The organism is Cellulomonas alba, from assembly GCF_030362835.1.
Classification (GTDB): domain Bacteria; phylum Actinomycetota; class Actinomycetes; order Actinomycetales; family Cellulomonadaceae; genus Cellulomonas; species Cellulomonas alba.
Genome location: NZ_JAUCGQ010000001.1, coordinates 1,111,540 through 1,129,073, shown reverse-complemented (window position 1 = coordinate 1,129,073; position 17,534 = coordinate 1,111,540). Strand labels below are relative to the sequence as shown.

Genomic DNA, 17,534 nt, shown 5'->3' with positions numbered 1-17,534 from the left:
TGCGGGCGGCGGCCCGGCCGGTGCGAGACTGGGACGCGTGAACGGCTACCCCGCCCGCGCGGTCGTCGACCTCGCGGCCATCCGCGGCAACGTCGCGAGCCTCGTCGAGCACGCGCCGACCGCCCAGGTCATGGCCGTCGTGAAGGCCGACGCGTACGGGCACGGGCTCGTGCCGAGCGCCTGTGCGGCGGTCGAGGGTGGCGCGACCTGGCTCGGCGTCGCGCAGGTGCCCGAGGCCCTCGCGCTGCGCGCCGCGGGCGTCACCGCGCCCCGCGTCCTCACGTGGCTGTACGCCCCGGGCGCGCCGCTGCGCGAGGCGGTCGAGGCCGACGTCGACGTGTCGGTGGCCGCGCCGTGGGCCCTGGACGAGGTGGTGGCGGCGGCCCGCGCGGCGGGCCGGACCGCGCGGGTGCACCTCGAGGTCGACACCGGCCTCGGCCGCAACGGCCTGACGCCCGCGCAGCTCGACGACCTGCTGCCGACGGCGCTGCGCGCGGACGCCGAGGGCGCCGCCGAGCTGGTCGGCCTGTGGTCGCACCTCGCGTTCGCCGACGAGCCCGCGCACCCGACGGTGCACGCGCAGGCCGCGGTCTTCGCGTCCGCCGTCCGCAAGGTCGAGTCCGCGGGCGCGCGCCTCGAGGTGCGGCACCTGGCGAACTCGGCGGCGACGCTGACGGCGCCCGACCTGCACTGGGACCTCGTCCGGCCCGGCATCGCGGTGTACGGCCTCTCGCCCGTCCCGCAGCTCGGCGGCCCGGACGCGTACGGCCTCGTGCCCGCGATGACGGTCGAGGCCGAGCTCGCGACGGTCAAGCCCGTCCCGGCGGGCCACGGCGTCAGCTACGCGCACCAGTACGTGACGCCGCGGAGCACGGTGCTCGGCGTCGTGCCCCTCGGCTACGCCGACGGCATCCCGCGTCACGTCTCGGGCACCCAGGACGTGCCCGGTGCGCCCGTGCTCGTCGGGGGTCGCCGCACGGCGATCGCGGGCCGGGTCTGCATGGACCAGGTGGTGCTCGACCTCGGACCCGCCGCGGCCGACGTCGCTGGCGACCGCGTCGAGCTGTTCGGGACGGGCGCCGACGGCGGCCCGACCGCGCAGGACTGGGCGGACGTCGCGGGGACGATCTCCTACGAGATCGTGACAAGGATCGGCGCGCGCGTGCCGCGCGTGCACGTGGACACCGCCGCGGACGCCGCGGCCCTGGAGCGGGACGAGGTCGGGCAGCACGCATGACGGACGAGACGACGACCACCGGAGCGACCGCCACGGTGCGCCTGCCCGACGCCGAGGCGACGCGGGCGTTCGGCCTCGCGCTCGCGGGTGTGCTGCGCGCCGGCGACCTCGTGGTGCTCACGGGTGACCTCGGCGCGGGCAAGACGACGCTGACGCAGGGCATCGGCGTGGGCCTCCACGTCCGCGGCCAGGTCGCGTCGCCGACGTTCATCATCGCGCGCGAGCACCCGCCGCTGCCACGCGGCGACGGGTCCCGCGGGCCCGCGCTGGTCCACGTGGACGCGTACCGGCTCGGCTCGCTCGACGAGGTCGACGCGCTCGACCTCGACTCGTCGCTCGACGAGTCCGTCACGGTCGTCGAGTGGGGCGAGGGCTGGGTCGAGGCCCTCGCGGCCGACCGGCTCGAGGTCACGATCGCGCGCCCGCGCGGAGGCGACGCGGCCGCCGAGGACGCCGACGCGGGCGAGCGGGTGGTCACCGTGCGCGCCGTGGGCGACCGCTGGGCGGGCGTGCCGCTGCCCGCGGCCCCCGTGGAGGGCGCCGGGCGGGAGCAGGTCCGCGACGGCGTGGCAGGCTGACCCCGTGCCCGTCCTCGCCCTCGACACGTCCGCCGCCGTCGCCGTCGCACTGGTCGACGACGCCGGCGCCGTCCTCGCAGCCCGCGCGGTGGACGAGGACCGCCACCACGCCGAGCTGCTCGCCCCCATGGTCGAGGGCGTGCTCGCGGACGCGGACGTCGACCGGCGCGCGCTGACCGCCGTCGTCGCCGGCACCGGGCCCGCGCCGTTCACGGGACTGCGCGTCGGGCTCGTCACGGCCCGCACGCTCGCGCTCGCGCTCGGCATCCCCGCGCTCGGCGTGCCGAGCCTCGACGCGCTCGCCGCCGCGGCGTCCCGCACGCTGCCCGCGGGCACGCGCGTCCTCGTCGCGACCGACGCGCGCCGTCGCGAGGTGTACTCGGCGCTCTACCGCGTCGACGGGCCGGGAGCCGTGACGGTGCTCGACGCGCCGCGCGTCGGACCCGCGGCCGACGCGGTGGCGGCGCTGGACGGTCCGGGTCGCACGGTCGTCGTCGGGCGCGGCGCGGCGCTCTACCCGGACGCGTTCGCCGGGCTCGAGGCCGACGGCTCCGTCATCGTGCCCGACCCCGCCGAGCTCGCGCGGCTGGCGGTCGCGCGCCGGTCCGCGGGCGAGGAGCTCGACACCGCGCCCCTCTACCTGCGCCGGCCCGACGCCGTGCCGTCGGCGGGGAGCAAGCGCGTCCTGGGCTGACCGGTGACGACGGACCTGACCGCATGACCACGACGCTGCGCCCGCTCACCCACGCCGACCTGCCGGACCTCGTCCGCATGGAGGGCGAGCTGTTCGGCGCCGGCGCGTGGTCGCGCGAGTCGCTCGCCGAGGAGATCGTCGGCACGGGCCGGTGGTACCTCGGGGCGGTCGTCGACGGCCGGCTGGTCGGCTACGCCGGGTTGTGGTTCGACGGCTACGACGCGCAGGTCATGACGATCGGCACGGACGTCGCGCACCAGGGGCGCGGGCTCGGCCGGCTGATGATCGACGCCCTCGTGGACCGGGCGCGCGCGCTCGGCGCGGGTGCGGTGCTGCTCGAGGTCCGCGTCGACAACGAGCCCGCGCTGCGCCTCTACCGGCGGACGGGCTTCCAGCAGCTCGGGCTGCGCCGCGGCTACTACCAGCCCGAGAACGCCGACGCGTGGACCATGCGGCTCGACCTGCGCGACCCGACCCCGACCCCCCAGGAGATGGCATGACGACGTCCCCGCCGACCGGCGCGCAGACCGGCACGCCGGCCGGCGCGCAGACCGGCACGCAGACCGGCACCGACGCGCTGCGCGCCGCCGTGCTCGTCGACGCCACGGCCCTCGCCGCCGAGCTCGCGTCCGACGAGCCTCCCGTGCTGCTGGACGTCCGCTGGGCGCTCGGGCGGACCGACGGCCACGAGCAGTACCTCGCGGCGCACGTGCCGGGTGCGGTGTACGTCGACCTCGACACCGAGCTCGCCTCGGCGCCGAGCGCGGCCGAGGGCCGCCACCCGCTGCCGCCCGTCGCCGCCCTCGAGGCAGCCGCGCGGCGGTGGGGCGTGCGCGAGGACCGGGCGGTGGTCGTCTACGACGCGGTCGGCGGGACGTCGGCGGCGCGCGCCTGGTGGCTGCTCCGCTGGGCGGGCGTGCCGGACGTGCGGCTGCTCGACGGCGGCCTCGCGGCGTGGACCGCAGCCGGGTGCTCGGTCGAGGCGGGCTCGGTGACGCCCGAGCCCGGTGACGTCGTGCTGCGGCCGGGCGCGCTCCCCACGATCGACGCCGACGCCGCCGCCGACTGGGACGGGACGCTGCTGGACGCGCGGGCCGCCGAGCGGTTCGCCGGCGAGGTCGAGCCGGTCGACCCGCAGGCGGGCCACATCCCGGGTGCCGTGTCGGCGCCGACCACGGGCAACCTCGGCGGGGACGGTACCTTCCTGCCGGCCGCCGCGTTGCGGGACCGGTTCCGCGCGCTGCGGGCCGAGGCGGGTGCGCCCGTCGCGGTCTACTGCGGCTCGGGCGTCACCGCGGCGCACGAGGTCGCGGCGCTCGCGTCGATCGGCGTCGAGGCGGCGCTGTACCCCGGGTCGTGGTCGCAGTGGTCGAACGACCCCGACCGGCCGGTGGCGACCGGCGCCTGACGCACCACCCCATGCCCCGGCCGTCCCGGGGTACGGCGAAGGCCGCGACCCGAGCAGGGGTCGCGGCCTTCGTCCGCGGCACTGCGTGCCGTGGTGCCGAGCGGCTCGTCAGACGGTCAGCGAGACCTGGCCGTAGTCGAGTCGGCGGGCGCGCGCGTGGTGCGTGCCCACGCCGTCGCGGTGGCCGACGTTGACGATGAGCTGCGACCTCCAGCCCTTCTCGGCGAGGAACTCGGCGTCGACGGCGGCGAGGTCGAGGCCGGCCATCGGGCCCGCGTCGAGCCCCGCGGCGCGCAGCGCGACGATGAGGTAGCCGAGCTGGATGAGCGTGTTCATGCGCGCCATGTCCTCGCGCGTCTCCGCCTGGCCCTCGAACCAGCCGGCCATCTCGGCGCGGTGCGGTGCGAGCACCGGCAGGTGGTCGTGGAAGCGCGGGTCGGCGGCGACGATCAGCGTCACCGGCGCGGCGAGCACGCGGTCGCGGTTGCCGTCGTTGACGTGCTTCGCGAGGCGCTCGCGGGCCTCGGGCGTGCGGACGACGAGCAGCCGCAGCGGCGTGATGTTCATGGCCGTCGGACCCCACTTGAGCAGGTCGTAGACGGCGGCGAGCTCCTCGTCGGTGACGGGCTGGTCGGTGAACGCGCCGATCGTGCGCGCCTCCCGGAACAGCAGGTCGGCGACCTCGTCGCTGACCGCGTAGGGGGCCGCGTCGAAGTCGAGCCCGTCGAGGATCGTGGTGTCGGTCGTCATAACTTCATTGAAGCATCAACTACTTGGGTTTCATCCCGGGGGTCCGGTGAGGCTGCTCACAGGCCGGGACCGAGCGGGCCGCCACCTATCCTGGGCGCATGCCTGCGAGCGACGGACAGCCTCTGGTCCTGGGGATCGAGACCTCGTGCGACGAGACGGGCGTCGCGCTCGTGCGCGGCCACGAGCTGCTGGTCGACGCCGTCGCGAGCTCGGTCGACGAGCACGCACGGTTCGGCGGGATCATCCCCGAGATCGCGTCGCGCGCCCACCTCGACGCCATGGTCCCGACGATCGAGCGCGCGCTCGCGACGGCCGAGGTGAGCCTCGACGACGTCGACGCCGTCGCCGTGACGGCCGGCCCCGGGCTCGTCGGCCCGCTGACCGTCGGCGCGTCCGCCGCGAAGGCGCTCGCCGTGGGGCTGGGCAAACCGCTGTACGGGGTCAACCACGTGATCGGCCACGCGGTGGTCGACGAGCTCGTCGACGGACCGTTCCCCGAGCGCGTCATGGCGCTCGTCGTCTCGGGCGGTCACTCGTCGCTGCTGCTGATCGACGACACCGTGAACGTCACCGAGCTGGGCTCGACGCTCGACGACGCGGCGGGGGAGGCGTTCGACAAGGTCGGCCGCCTGCTCGGCCTGCCCTACCCGGGCGGCCCGCACATCGACCGCCTCGCCCGCGAGGGCGACCCGAACGCGATCCGCTTCCCGCGCGGGCTCACCGCGCCCAAGGACCAGGCGCGCCACGCGACGGACTTCTCGTTCTCCGGCCTCAAGACGGCCGTGGCGCGGTGGGTCGAGGCGCGCCAGGACGCGGGCCAGGAGATCCCGCTGAACGACGTCGCCGCGTCGTTCGCCGAGGCCGTCGCCGACGTGCTCACCGCCAAGACGCTCGCCGCGTGCGCGCGCCACGGCGTCGACACGCTCGTGGTCGGTGGCGGGTTCTCCGCCAACTCGCAGCTGCGCGACATGGCCGCGAAGCGCTGCGCCGAGGCCGGCGTCACGCTCCGGATCCCGCCGATCCGCTACTGCACGGACAACGGCGCGATGATCGCGGCGCTCGGCTCGGCCGTCGTGCGGCGCGGGATGCCGCCGTCGTCGCTCGACCTGCCCGTCGACTCCTCGATGCCGCTGACGCAGGTCCTCGTCTGACGTGGCCGTCCGCGGCGTCCTGCTCGACTTCTACGGGACGGTCGTCGAGGACGACGACCACACGGTCGCGGCCCTCTGCGCCGACGTCGGGGCCTCCGTGCACGCGCCGGCGGAGGTCGTCGCGCGGGTGTGGACGGCCGCGTGGCGCGCGCTGTGCGCCGAGTCGACGGGCGCGTCGTTCCGGACGCAGCGGGCCCTCGCGCGCGAGTCGCTCGCCATGACGCTGCGGGAGCTCGGGTCGCCGCTCGACGTCGACCCGCTGCACGCGCGGCAGGTCGCGCGCTGGGCCGAGCCGCGCGCGTACGACGACGCCGTCGCGCTGCTCGCCGAGCTGCGGCGCAGGGACCTGCCCGTCTGCGTCGTCTCGGACGTGGACGACGCCGACCTCGAGGCGTCGATCGACCGCGCCGGCCTCGACCTGCCGCGGCGCGTGACGAGCCAGCAGGCGCGCGCCTACAAGCCGGACGCGAGGCCGTTCCTGCTGGCGCTCGACCTGCTGGGCCTCGAGGCGGCCGACGTGGTCCACGTGGGCGACTCCGTGTCGAGCGACGTCGACGGCGCGGCCGCGCTCGGCATCCGCGCGGTGTGGGTCGACCGCCGGGGACGCGGAACCGCCCAGGCCGAGAGGGCGACCTGGGCGGTTCCGGATCTGTACGGGCTCGGTGCGGTGCTCGCAGCGGCGGGGTGAACCAGCCGCGACTCGCGTCAGAGCACGCGACGCCGGCGGCCGGTGCCGCTGACGAGCGCGACCCCGATGGCCGCGAGGACGACCTGGATGATGAGCTCGATCCAGTCGATGCCGTTCGTGTCGGACACGTTCATCGCCGACGCGATCCACGTGCCGATGAGCGCCGCCACGATGCCGACGATGATCGTGACGACGATGCCGATCCGCTGACGCCCGGGGACGACGAGCCGGCCCAGGATGCCGATGACGAGACCGATGATGATCGCGCTGATGATTCCGGAAGCAGTCACAAGAACTCCTTGACAGGTCGGGGCCCTCTCCGATAGAGGAGACCGTAAGCGAGGGTGGGCGCCGCCGCTCGTCGAACGACGTCCCGGTGCTCCGACCTGCGTTCACGCGGGTACCGCGCAGCGCTGCGGCGCGTCAGTCCCGGCCCGCGATCAGCACGAGCTCGAGCCCCGGCCGGTCCGGCGCGTCGCGGACCTCGGCGACCGTGAACCCCGCGTCGGCCAGCGACGCCACGAGCTCCGCGCGGGTGCGGAACCGGAGGGTGTCGTCGGAGTCGATCCGCTGCCCGTCGGGCAGCAGCATCGTGTCGCGGTACGTGACGAGCGGACCGTCGACCGCCACGACCTCGACCCACGACTCGACGGTGCCGACGCCGGCGACCTCGGTGCTCGACCACGTCGACGCGCGGTCCCACCGCTCCCACGCGCGCGCCGACGGCTCGCGCGACTCGAACACGAGCCACCCGCCGGGCCGCAGCGCGCCTCGGATGCCGCGCAGCGTGCGCAGCCACGCATCGTCGGTCAGGAACACCTGCGCGACGTTGCCCGTCATGGTCGCGACGTCCGCTTGCAGGGGAGGCAGCGTCTCCGCGTCGCCGTGCCACCACGTCACCGCGTCCGCCCCGGGCTTGGCGCGCGCCACGTCGAGCATCGCGCCGGCCGGGTCGACACCCACGACGTCGAGGCCGCGGGCCGCGAGCATCAGCGCGAGCGAGCCCGTGCCGCACCCCACATCGAGCACGGACCGCGCCCCCAGCTCCTCGACGATCGCGACGTACGCGTCAAGGTCGGAGCGGTCGTCGTCGAGCGGGTCGTACAGCGCGGCGACCACGGGGTCGTCGAACGGGGTCTCGGCCATGCGGCGACGCTAGACGCCGGGTCAGGGGTGACACGACCGCGTTTCGCCCTACGTGGGGCCGATCGGCAGCGGGACGCGCATCTCCTGGCTGCTGCCGAGCGGTGGGCGGCTGGTCGACACCCACGTCGACCACGCCGGGTGGGCGTTCGTCTTCGGCGTCTACGCCGGCCGAGACGCCGACCGCTTCGGCGCCGTGGCCGACCACGTCCTGCACACGTGGCGCCGGCTCGAGCCCGATCCGCTGGACGGTGCGGGACCTGGGCTCGAGTCCGGCGCTGCAAGCGGCACCTGGCCGTCTGCGCCCTGAGCGGCGCCTCAGAGCGGCCGGCCGGCTTCCATCTCCGCCACGAGCGACGCGACCACGGCGTCGAGCTGGCCGGCGTTGCGGCGGGCCACGGCGCGCTGCCGCTGGTACGACGCTCCGCGGCGCAGGATCACGCGCACCGCGTCGAGCTCGGCGGCGCACCCGAGCCGCTCCGCCACGGGCGCGAGCTCCGTCAGCCAGCGCGTCACCGAGTCCGTGACGAGCTCCTCGTCACCCGCGGCGTCCGTGATGACGATCGCGTCCATGCCGTACCGCGCGGAGCGCCACTTGTTCTCCTGCACGAACCACGGTGGCAGCGTCGGGAGCGTCTCGCCGCGGTCGAGCATCGACGAGAAGTGCTCGACGAAGCAGTGCGTGAGGGCCGAGATCGCCATGACCTCGAGCAGGCTCGGCGCGCCGTCGGCGACCCGCATCTCGAGGGTGCCGAACCGCGGCGACGGCCGGATGTCCCAGCGCACCTCGTCGAACTGGTCGATGACGCCGGTGTGCAGCATGTCGCCGACGTACTGCTCGAGCTGCTCCCAGCGTTCGAACTGGTACGGCAGACCCGCGGTGGGCAGCTGCTGGAACAGCAGCGCGCGGTTCGACGCGTAGCCGGTGTCCGCGCCGCCCCAGAACGGCGAGGACGCGGACAGCGACTGCAGGTGCGCGAACACGGTCAGCATCGCGCGCGCGATCGGCAGGACCTTGGCGCGGTCCTCGATGCCGACGTGCACGTGCACGCCGTAGATCAGCATCTGCCGGCCCCACCACTGCGTCCGGTCGATGAGCGTCGCGTACCGCTCCTTGTCGGTGACCTTCTGCTGGGTCCACTGCGCGAACGGGTGCGTGCCCGCGCACATCAGCTCGATGCGCAGCGGCTCGGCGACGCGGCGGATCTCGTCGAGCGCCGCCTGCAGGTCGCGGCCCGCCTCGGCGACGGTCGTGCACTTGCCGGAGCTGATCTCGACGGTGTTGAGCAGGAGCTCCTGCGTGATGTTCGGGTGGCCGGGGCCACGGCTCGGCTCGACGGCGGCGAGCACCGTCTGGGCCGCCTGCCGCAGGTCGCCCGAGTCGGCGTCGACGAGCGCGATCTCCCACTCGACCCCGACGGTCGACCGCTCGGACCGCGCGAACGGCAGCGCGACGGGCGCGGCCATCAGAGCGGCTCCACGACGAGCACGGTCTGCGCGCCGGCCACGCGCGTCAGGACGATCGTCGCCTCCGCGTCCCCGCGCAGGTCGAGCTGGCGGCGCAGCTGCTCGGGCACCACGGCGGTGCCGCGCTTCTTGATCGTCAGGCGCCCCACGCCGCGCTCGCGCAGGTAGGCGCGCAGGCGCTTGAGGCCGAACGGGAGGGTGTCGAGCACCCGGTAGGCGCTCGCCTCGGGCAGGTCGCTGCGATGGTCGGACGTCACGTAGGCGATCGTGGGGTCGACGAGGCCGCCGCGCACCCGCTCGGCCACGTCGCCGACCAGGCCGGCGCGGATCACGGCGCCGTCGGGCTCGTACAGGTAGCCGCCGACGGGCCGGACGTGCGCGTGCGCGGGACCGTCCGGCCCCGGTGCGACGACGTGCGCGTGGCTGCCCGCCAGCACGAGCGCCGAGCGTCCGGGCCCCTCGGGCGCGAGCGGACCGAACCACAGCCCGACCTCGACGACCTCGCCGTCGACGCTCACCCACTGCGCCTGCGCGTCGTCGGGCACCGCGCCGTGCGGCAGGCCCGGGCCGAGCTTGAGGCCGAGCGCCGGGATGCGCTGGCGCAGCGCGAGCACCGCGTCGAGCGGGGGCGCGTACGCGGCCGGGTCGAACACGCGCGAACCGCCCGACGTCCGGCGGGCCGGGTCGGCGAACAGCGCGTCGACGCCCCCGAGGTCGGTCGCGAGCCCGTCGCCGTGCCGCACGTCGACCTCGGGGAAGTGCCGCAGGTTGACCGTCGCGACCGCCGCCGTCGTCTCGTCGAGGTCGACCGCGAGCACGCCGAGACCGACGCCCGCGAACGCCATCGCGTCCGCGCCGATGCCGCACGTGAGGTCGGCCACGCGCGTCGCGCCGGCGTCGCGGTACCGCCGCGCGTGGTGCGCCGCGACCGTCAGCCGCGTCGCCTGCTCGAGGCCGGCCGCGGTGAAGAGCATGCCGTCGGCGAAGTCGCCGAACTTCGCCCGCGCGCGCGAGCGCAGCCGCGACTGGGTCAGCGCGGCTGCGACGAGCTCAGGGTCGAGCCCCTCGTCGCGCAGGCGCTCGGAGAGGGCCATCGCGCGGGACTCGTCGTAGGGCGGCAGCGCGGCCAGCAGGGCCCAGCCCTGCGGGCTGAGCAGCGGGGCGATGCCGGCCGGGTCCATGGCGCGATCCTCGCACGGCGCGTGCCGCCCGCGAGGTGGTCGGGGCCGTGACCCGGCCGGTGGGAGCCGGAAAGCGGTGCCGGGTCGCCTGCGATCTCGTTCGCCCCGGGCGCACGGTTGGCACTCGCCTTGACCGAGTGCTAACCCGTTCCTAGAGTTGAGGAGCTGGCACTCTCGACCTGAGGCTGCCAGCGGCGCCCGGTCCCCGGCACCCGCGACGACGGCGGACCACGGCGCGTCCCCAGACAGACGAACTCACATGCGAAGGGGAGGTCCGCTGTGTCGGTCTCCATCAAGCCGCTCGAGGACCGCATCGTCGTCAAGGCCCTCGAGGCCGAGACCACGACGGCGTCGGGTCTCGTCATCCCGGACAGCGCGAAGGAGAAGCCCCAGGAGGGCGAGGTCCTCGCGGTGGGTCCGGGCCGGATCGACGACAAGGGCAACCGTGTGCCGCTCGACGTGGCCGTCGGCGACAAGGTGATCTACAGCAAGTACGGCGGCACCGAGGTCAAGTACTCCGGCGAGGAGTACCTCATCCTCTCGGCGCGCGACATCCTCGCGGTCGTCGTCAAGTGATCCCTGCGGTGCGCGGCTGACGCGCACCAGGCAGCACGAAGCCCCGTCGGACCTGGTCCGGCGGGGCTTCGTCGTACGCGGCCGCGCCGCGCGGGGTCGGTTGCGCGAGCTCAGACCGCGAGCTCGGAGCGCCGGCGGGACTGACGCGCGAGGATCGCGGCGCGCTCGTCCTCGGAGAGGCCGCCCCACACGCCGTACGGCTCACGCACCGCGAGGGACTGCTCGCGGCACTCCTTGATCACGGGGCAGGTCGCGCAGATCGCCTTGGCCGCCTCGGCGCGGCGCCGGCGTGCCGAGCCTCGCTCGCCCTCCGGGTGGAAGAACAGGTCCTGGTCGGCGTCGCGGCATGCGCCCTCGAACTGCCATTCCCACAGGTCCATCACCGGTCCGGGAAGTCGCGAGATCTCCGCCATGTGGTCCTCCTCGGTCGTCCGGCAACGACGCGGGGCGGCGTTGCCAGGGGCTCGGGCTGGCCCGCCTGCTTGCCTCGGCGGGTGATGCGACGTCACGTTACAACCGCTTCAGAAGTGGTTCAAGACCGTGTCGCAATCTGGCCACGATCGGGGGACATCGCGCCGCGTTGTGCACGGCACGGCGGGTTCGCGAGCGTCCTCGCCGCGCGGATCGCGCCGAGAACGCGCCGTGTGCCTGGCACAATCGCGTCATGACCACCCGTCCCGACGCGGTCGTGCCTGCGCCCGCGCTCGCCGTCGCCGCCGTCGCTCGGCGGCTCGGCGTCGCCCCGGCGACGCTGCGGACGTGGGACCGGCGGTACGGGCTCGGCCCGTCCGAGCACCTCGCGGGGGCGCACCGGCGGTACACCGCGCACGACGTCGAGCGTCTGCTCGTCATGCGCCGGCTGACGCTCGAGGGCGTCGCACCCGCCGAGGCCGCGCGTATCGCGCTCGCCACCGACGTCGAGAGCGGCGACTCCGCCGTCGCGGCCTGGACGGGGCCGGAGCCGACGCCGACCGCGCTGGTCGACGCCGCCCTCGCGGGCGACGAGCACCGGTGCGTGCGGCTGCTCGCGCTCGGCCCGGGCCAGCCGCACGACGACGTGGTGCCCTGGTGGACGGAGCTCGTGGAGCCCGCGACGGTCGCGCTCGCGCGGCGCACCGTCGTCGACCTGCCCGGGGTCGACGCCGCCTCGACGCTGCGATCGGCCGCGCTCGCGGCGCTGCGGGCGTCGTACGCCGTCGGCACGCGGCACCCCGCGGGGCGTCCGGTCGTGCTGGTGCTCGTGCCGACGGGTCAGCCGCGGCCGGTGGTCGCGCACGCGGTGGCCGCCGCGCTCGCGTCGCACGGCGTCGACGCGCGGATCGTCGGCGGCCCGCTCGCGCCGCACCACGGGGTCGAGCTCGCGACGATGACGCGCGCCCGCGCGACCGTGCTGGTCGGAGAGCGCACCGACGCCGACCTCGCCGTGGTCGAGCGCCTCGCCGCGGACCGCGCCGACCTGCCGCAGTTCGTCATGCTGCCCGACGCCGCGGCAGCCGGTCTGCCGCTCGGACGGTCCGTGCACCGGGCGCGGTCGTTCCCCGGACTGGTCCACGAGGTGCTCGCCGTGGCCGAGCCGCACGCGGCCGACGGGTGATTCGGGGGTGGGCATTCCACCCACAAGGCGCGTCATCGGACGAAGCGCAAGCGGCCGAACGGGTGGATGACTAACGTCGCGCACCTTGGCGGCCGATAGAACCCAGGTAGCCGGGGGACTGCCCCGGCTCGAGGGGAGGATCGATGTCGGGGGTCGTGGTCTGTCACGGCTCGGCAGCGGTGCGCGAGCGTCTCGTCGTCACCGCGGTCGGGGTGCCCACGCTCGGTCCCGTGCGCGCAGCGTCGACGGTGGACGAGCTCCTCTCGCTCGCGCGTCGGATGCCGCCGACCCTCGTGCTGCTCGACGCCCACCTGCCCGCTCCGGGCTCGATCGAGGCGATCCGCCGGCTGCGTGCCGTCGCCCCGTCGGCGGCGGTCGTGCTGCTCGCCGCTCCCGACGACGCCGTCGCGCTCGACCGGGCGCTCGCGCTGGGCGCCCGCGGGTTCCTCGCGCCCGACGTCGGTCGGCCCGAGATGTCGGCGGTCGCGGCGCACGTGCTCGCGAGCCCCGTGCTCCCGGGGCTGCGCGCCACCGCCGTCGAGGTCCCGCACCCCGTGCCGCCGGCCGAGCAGGGCGAGTCGGTCGCGGTCGCCGTGGCCGAGCGGACCGACGAGGCCGCGCCCGCGCTGCCGCACATCGCGCCGCTCACCAAGCGCGAGGTCGAGGTGCTGGTCGGCATGAGCTACGGGCGGTCGAACGCGCAGATCGGCGCCGAGCTGTTCCTCTCCGAGGACACGGTCAAGACGCACGCCCGTCGGCTGTTCCGCAAGCTCGGCGCGAAGGACCGCGCGCAGGCCGTGGCCATCGGGCTGCGGCGGGGGCTGATCCGCTGACGCGCGGGGCGTGGTCCGGCCGGTCCGCGGTCGCCTCGCTCCTGCGTCCCGGTTCGGCGTCGCGGTTCGCCGTCGCGGCGGCTGATCGCCCCGCGAGACGATGCCCGTCGGTGATGGACGTCCCGCGGGAGCCACGCTCGCGCCGCGTATCCTGACGCGATGACGGATCTCGGCCCGGCCGCCCCCCACGACCCGTTCTCCCGACTCGGACTCACCTACGACGACGTCCTGCTGCTGCCCGGCGAGACCGACGTCGTGCCGAACGAGGTCGACACGACCTCGCGGCTGACTCGCGAGATCTCGCTCCGCACCCCGCTCGTGAGCGCGGCGATGGACACCGTCACCGAGGCGCGCATGGCCATCGCCATGGCCCGCCAGGGCGGCATCGGCGTGCTGCACCGCAACCTCTCGATCGCCGACCAGGCGCACCAGGTGGACGTGGTGAAGCGGTCCGAGTCGGGCATGGTGACCGACCCGGTGACCGTGAGCCCCGAGGCGACGCTCGCCGAGCTCGACGCCCTGTGCGGCCAGTACCGCGTCTCGGGCCTGCCCGTCGTCGACGAGCGCGGCGTGCTGCTCGGCATCATCACGAACCGCGACCTGCGGTTCGTGCCCGGCGCGGACTTCGACACCAAGCGCGTGCGCGAGGTCATGACGCCGATGCCGCTCGTCACCGCGCCCGTGGGCATCCCGCGCGACGAGGCCGCCGCGCTGCTCGCGAAGCACAAGATCGAGAAGCTGCCGCTCGTCGACGCCGCCGGACACCTCCGCGGGCTCATCACGGTCAAGGACTTCGTGAAGTCGGAGCAGTACCCGCTCGCGACGAAGGACGACGAGGGCCGGCTGCGCGTCGGCGCCGCGATCGGCTACTTCGGCGACGCGTGGGAGCGCGCGACGACGCTCGTCGAGGCGGGCGTCGACGTGCTCGTCGCGGACACGGCCCACGGCCACGTCCGGCTGCTGCTCGAGATGGTGGCGCGGCTCAAGTCGGACCCCGCGACGCGGCACGTCCAGGTGATCGGCGGGAACGTCGCGACGCGCGAGGGCGCGCAGGCGTTCGTCGACGTCGGCGCCGACGCGGTCAAGGTCGGCGTCGGGCCGGGCTCGATCTGCACGACGCGCATCGTGACCGGCGTCGGCGCCCCGCAGGTCACCGCGGTGTACGAGGCGTCGCTCGCCGCGCGCCCCGCCGGCGTGCCCGTCATCGCCGACGGTGGCCTGCAGTACTCGGGCGACATCGCGAAGGCGCTCGTCGCCGGCGCCGAGTCCGTGATGGTCGGCTCGCTGCTCGCCGGCTGCGACGAGGCGCCGGGCGACCTGATCTTCGTCAACGGCAAGCAGTACAAGTCGTACCGCGGCATGGGCTCGCTGGGCGCCATGAGCTCGCGCGGCAAGAAGTCGTACTCGAAGGACCGGTACTTCCAGGCCGAGGTCGCGGACGACTCGCAGCTCGTGCCCGAGGGCATCGAGGGTCGCGTCGCGTACCGCGGACCCCTCGCGGCGGTCGCGCACCAGCTGGTCGGCGGCCTGCGCCAGTCGATGTTCTACGTCGGTGCGCGCACGGTGCCCGAGCTGCAGGCGCGCGGGCAGTTCATCCGGATCACGCAGGCGTCGCTCAAGGAGTCGCACCCGCACGACATCCAGATGACCGTCGAGGCGCCGAACTACACGGCGCGCTGAGCGCCGCTCAGGATGCCGATGGGCCGGCCACCCGCTGAGGTGGCCGGCCCTTCGTCTGCGGCGCGTCAGGCGGCGTCAGTCGCGGAACGTCTCGATGTGCGCGCCGAGCTCGACCAGGCGCTCCTGCAGCTGCTCGTAGCCGCGCGCGATGATGTCGACGTTGCGGAGCACGGACGTGCCCTTCGCCGCGAGCATCGCGAGCAGGATGACGACGGCCGGCCGCAGCGCGGGCGGGCACGACACCTCGGCACCCGACCAGCGGGTCGGTCCGCTGACGAACAGCCGGTGCGCGTCCGCGAGCCGCACGTCGGCGCCGAGCCGCGTGAGGTCGGTGAGGTGGATGGCGCGGCCCTCGTAGACCCAGTCGTGGATCAGCGTCTCGCCCGTCGCGCACGCGGCGATGACCGCGAAGAACGGCAGGTTGTCGATGTTCAGGCCCGGGAACGGCAGCGGGTGGATCTTGTCGATCGGCGCGCGCAGCTCGCTCGGGTGCACCGTGACGTCGACGAGCCGCGTCCGGCCGTTCCGAGCGGCGTACTCCTCGGACAGCGTGTAGCGCAGGCCCATCTCGGCGAGCGTCGCGAGCTCGATCTCCATGAACTCGATCGGCACGCGGCCGACGGTGATCTCCGACCCCGTGACGATGCCGGCGGTCAGGAGGCTCATCGCCTCGACCGGGTCCTCCGACACCGAGTACTCGACGTCGGCGTCGATCTCGGGCAGGCCGTGCACGCGCAGCGTGGTGGTGCCGATGCCGTCGACGCGGACGCCGAGCAGCTCGAGGTAGAAGCACAGGTCCTGGACCATGTAGTTCGGGCTCGCGTTGCGGATGGTCGTGACGCCGTCGCGGCGGGCGGCCGCCATGATCGCGTTCTCGGTGACGGTGTCGCCGCGCTCCGTGAGGACCACGGTGAGGTCGCGACGGCCCGGGTCCGTGACGACCGCGTGGTAGTTGCCGGCCGTCGCGGTGACGGACAGGCCGAACGGGCGGAGCGCGATCATGTGCGGCTCGACCGTGCGCGTGCCCAGGTCGCAGCCGCCCGCGTACGGGAGCTCGAACGTGTCCTCGAGGCCCAGCAGCGGGCCGAGGAACATGATGATCGAACGCGTGCGGCGTGCGGCGTCGGCGTCGATCCCGCCGAGGTCGAGGCGGCGGGGCGCGACGATCTCGAGGTCGCGGCCGTCCGTCGACCACGTGGCGCGGACGCCGATCGAGCGCAGCACGTCGACGATGCGGTCGACCTCGACGATGCGCGCGACGTTGCGCAGCCGCGTGGTGCCGCGGTTGAGCAGGCTCGCGCACAGCAGCGCCACGGCGCCGTTCTTGCTGGTGTTGACGTCGAGGCGCCCGGAGAGCTGCAGGCCGCCGTGCACGCGCAGGTGCGTGTGCTGGGGCGCGCCGAGCGTGACGATCGGCGAGTCGAGCGCGGCGCCGATGCGCGTCAGCATGTCGAAGCTGACGTTCTGCGCGCCCTGCTCGATGCGGTGCACCGCGCTCTGGCTCGTGCCGAGCCGCTCGGCGAGCTGCGCCTGCGTGAGGCCGCGGTGCTGCCGGGCCGCGCGGACGAGGGAGCCGACGTGGGCGAGCTGCTCGCCGACCGTCGGGAAGGCGCCGGTGACCGTGGGGACCGCGCCGGTGGTGGTGGCGGGGCCCTGGTCGGGAGTCGTGGTCGTGGTCGTCACGGAGGCACGGTAACTCACAGATGAGATGCGCGCACCGTGACGAAGGCCGCTTCTCCGCGCTTTGCCCGAATGGGGTCTCGCGAGCAACTCACGAGTGAGATGAGCGGGGCACGCCGTGGGGGCAGCTCACCAGAGCGTGCCGACGGGCTCCCGTGCAGGCCAGTAGCCGATCGCGCCGGGACCCTCGAGGCCGCGCTCGGCGCGCCAGGCGTTGAAGCCCTCCGCCCACGCCCGGTGCGCCGTCACCTGGTAGCGGTGCAGCGAGTCGAGGTCCTCGTCGGCCAGGTGCGGGAACGCGCCCAGGATCCGCTCCAGCACGTCGAGCGTCGCCACGACGTCGACGTCGGCGCTGTGCAGCGAGCCCGACTCGACGACGCTGTAGTGCTCGCAGAGGTTGACCAGCTTGCGCTTGCCGGGGCGGAACCGGTCCTCGGCGCGGTCGAGCACGAGCGGGTCGATGACCGGGAACGCCGCGCTGCCGAGGCGGTCGGGGATGGTGGGCAGCCGGTGCCGACGGAGCTCGGCGTCGAGCAGGCAGAGGTCGAACGCGGCGTTGTACGCGACGACGGGTACGCCGGCGCGCATGGCGTCGACGATGAGCGCGGCGATCTCGTCGAGCGCCTCGCGCGGCGGCACGCCGTGCTCGCGCGCGTGCGCGGTGCTGACGCCGTGGATCGCGGCGGCGGCCTCGGGGATCTCGACGCCCGGGTCGATGAGCCAGGTGCGCACGTGCGTGCCTGTCGCGTCGCGCCGGACGAGCGCGGCCGTGACGATCCGGTCCGAGTCGACGTCGACGCCGGTGGTCTCGGTGTCGAACCCCAGCAGCGGCCCGTCCGTCCAGCTCATCGGCGTCCCGCACCTCCTCGTCCTG

At 74.8% G+C, this 17,534-nt stretch carries 20 protein-coding genes; 12 read left to right on the top strand and 8 right to left on the bottom strand.

Translation table 11 applies throughout. The annotated features are described in order from the left end of the window. Positions 1–37: 37 nt before the first annotated feature. The 5 genes from alr to QRT04_RS04990 are packed head-to-tail and all read left to right on the top strand — an operon-like array spanning position 38 to position 3,917. Positions 38–1,237 carry an alanine racemase gene (alr, locus tag QRT04_RS05010; RefSeq protein ID WP_289453981.1) on the top strand — a complete coding sequence of 400 codons (1,200 nt, stop codon included), beginning with the start codon at positions 38–40 and terminating at the stop codon, positions 1,235–1,237. Continuing rightward, on the top strand, positions 1,234–1,815 hold the full coding sequence (gene tsaE / locus QRT04_RS05005) for a tRNA (adenosine(37)-N6)-threonylcarbamoyltransferase complex ATPase subunit type 1 TsaE (RefSeq protein WP_289453980.1): 582 nt from the start codon (positions 1,234–1,236) through the stop codon (positions 1,813–1,815). Before alr ends, tsaE begins: the two co-directional genes overlap by 4 nt. Before the next feature lie 4 nt (positions 1,816–1,819). Next, entirely contained in the window at positions 1,820–2,509 is a 690-nt protein-coding gene (gene tsaB, locus QRT04_RS05000) for a tRNA (adenosine(37)-N6)-threonylcarbamoyltransferase complex dimerization subunit type 1 TsaB (protein ID WP_289453979.1), read from the top strand. Between the two features lie 23 nt (positions 2,510–2,532). Continuing rightward, positions 2,533–3,009, top strand: a complete 477-nt coding sequence (gene rimI, locus QRT04_RS04995) for a ribosomal protein S18-alanine N-acetyltransferase (RefSeq protein ID WP_289453977.1) — start codon at positions 2,533–2,535, stop codon at positions 3,007–3,009. Beyond that, entirely contained in the window at positions 3,006–3,917 is a 912-nt protein-coding gene (locus QRT04_RS04990) for a sulfurtransferase (protein ID WP_289453976.1), read from the top strand. Before rimI ends, QRT04_RS04990 begins: the two co-directional genes overlap by 4 nt. 108 nt (positions 3,918–4,025) lie before the next feature. Here QRT04_RS04990 and QRT04_RS04985 read toward each other — a convergent pair whose 3' ends face one another. Further along, positions 4,026–4,667, bottom strand: a complete 642-nt coding sequence (locus QRT04_RS04985; protein WP_289453974.1) for a malonic semialdehyde reductase — start codon at positions 4,665–4,667, stop codon at positions 4,026–4,028. Between the two features lie 98 nt (positions 4,668–4,765). On the opposite strand from QRT04_RS04985, the gene tsaD reads away from it, so the two are divergent. Together tsaD and QRT04_RS04975 are read left to right on the top strand one after the other, a co-directional pair. Next, positions 4,766–5,818 carry a tRNA (adenosine(37)-N6)-threonylcarbamoyltransferase complex transferase subunit TsaD gene (tsaD, locus tag QRT04_RS04980; protein ID WP_289453973.1) on the top strand — a complete coding sequence of 351 codons (1,053 nt, stop codon included), beginning with the start codon at positions 4,766–4,768 and terminating at the stop codon, positions 5,816–5,818. A gap of 1 nt (position 5,819) precedes the next feature. Continuing rightward, positions 5,820–6,506: an HAD family hydrolase gene (locus QRT04_RS04975; protein ID WP_289453972.1), complete on the top strand. Its 687-nt coding sequence runs from the start codon at positions 5,820–5,822 to the stop codon at positions 6,504–6,506. A gap of 17 nt (positions 6,507–6,523) precedes the next feature. Here QRT04_RS04975 and QRT04_RS04970 read toward each other — a convergent pair whose 3' ends face one another. Next, the gene (locus tag QRT04_RS04970) at positions 6,524–6,796 is read right to left on the bottom strand and encodes a GlsB/YeaQ/YmgE family stress response membrane protein (protein WP_289453971.1); all 273 of its coding nucleotides are present in this window, start codon (positions 6,794–6,796) and stop codon (positions 6,524–6,526) included. Positions 6,797–6,929: 133 nt separating this feature from the next. Continuing rightward, a complete protein-coding gene (locus tag QRT04_RS04965) occupies positions 6,930–7,652 on the bottom strand; it encodes a class I SAM-dependent methyltransferase (protein WP_289453969.1) in 723 nt (240 codons plus the stop codon). A 52-nt stretch (positions 7,653–7,704) separates the two neighbouring features. On the opposite strand from QRT04_RS04965, the gene QRT04_RS04960 reads away from it, so the two are divergent. Continuing rightward, the gene (locus QRT04_RS04960) at positions 7,705–7,959 is read left to right on the top strand and encodes a hypothetical protein (RefSeq protein WP_289453968.1); all 255 of its coding nucleotides are present in this window, start codon (positions 7,705–7,707) and stop codon (positions 7,957–7,959) included. Positions 7,960–7,967: 8 nt separating this feature from the next. Here the strand turns inward: QRT04_RS04960 and QRT04_RS04955 are convergent, their stop codons facing one another. Beyond that, positions 7,968–9,116, bottom strand: a complete 1,149-nt coding sequence (locus QRT04_RS04955) for a glutamate--cysteine ligase (RefSeq protein WP_289453966.1) — start codon at positions 9,114–9,116, stop codon at positions 7,968–7,970. Further along, positions 9,116–10,297 (bottom strand): class I SAM-dependent methyltransferase, encoded by a 1,182-nt coding sequence (locus QRT04_RS04950; RefSeq protein ID WP_289453965.1) that lies wholly within the window; start codon positions 10,295–10,297, stop codon positions 9,116–9,118. Before QRT04_RS04950 ends, QRT04_RS04955 begins: the two co-directional genes overlap by 1 nt. A 279-nt stretch (positions 10,298–10,576) precedes the next feature. On the opposite strand from QRT04_RS04950, the gene groES reads away from it, so the two are divergent. Continuing rightward, entirely contained in the window at positions 10,577–10,873 is a 297-nt protein-coding gene (gene groES / locus QRT04_RS04945; protein WP_289453963.1) for a co-chaperone GroES, read from the top strand. 110 nt (positions 10,874–10,983) lie between these two features. On the opposite strand, the gene QRT04_RS04940 is transcribed toward groES, so the two are convergent. Beyond that, positions 10,984–11,286, bottom strand: a complete 303-nt coding sequence (locus QRT04_RS04940; RefSeq protein WP_289453961.1) for a WhiB family transcriptional regulator — start codon at positions 11,284–11,286, stop codon at positions 10,984–10,986. 251 nt (positions 11,287–11,537) lie between these two features. Here QRT04_RS04940 and QRT04_RS04935 point away from each other — a divergent pair, with 251 nt between their 5' ends. From QRT04_RS04935 to guaB, 3 genes are all read left to right on the top strand, one after another. Beyond that, on the top strand, positions 11,538–12,467 hold the full coding sequence (locus tag QRT04_RS04935; protein WP_289453960.1) for a MerR family transcriptional regulator: 930 nt from the start codon (positions 11,538–11,540) through the stop codon (positions 12,465–12,467). A 143-nt stretch (positions 12,468–12,610) separates the two neighbouring features. Beyond that, positions 12,611–13,300 carry a response regulator transcription factor gene (locus QRT04_RS04930; protein WP_289453959.1) on the top strand — a complete coding sequence of 230 codons (690 nt, stop codon included), beginning with the start codon at positions 12,611–12,613 and terminating at the stop codon, positions 13,298–13,300. 159 nt (positions 13,301–13,459) lie between these two features. Further along, entirely contained in the window at positions 13,460–14,980 is a 1,521-nt protein-coding gene (guaB, locus tag QRT04_RS04925; RefSeq protein ID WP_289453958.1) for an IMP dehydrogenase, read from the top strand. Between the two features lie 75 nt (positions 14,981–15,055). On the opposite strand, the gene QRT04_RS04920 is transcribed toward guaB, so the two are convergent. Next, positions 15,056–16,663 (bottom strand): helix-turn-helix domain-containing protein, encoded by a 1,608-nt coding sequence (locus QRT04_RS04920; RefSeq protein ID WP_289453955.1) that lies wholly within the window; start codon positions 16,661–16,663, stop codon positions 15,056–15,058. 126 nt (positions 16,664–16,789) lie between these two features. Then, complete coding sequence (locus tag QRT04_RS04915; RefSeq protein ID WP_289453954.1) at positions 16,790–17,509, bottom strand: exonuclease domain-containing protein; 720 nt, start codon at positions 17,507–17,509, stop codon at positions 16,790–16,792. Between the last annotated feature and the right edge of the window lie 25 nt (positions 17,510–17,534).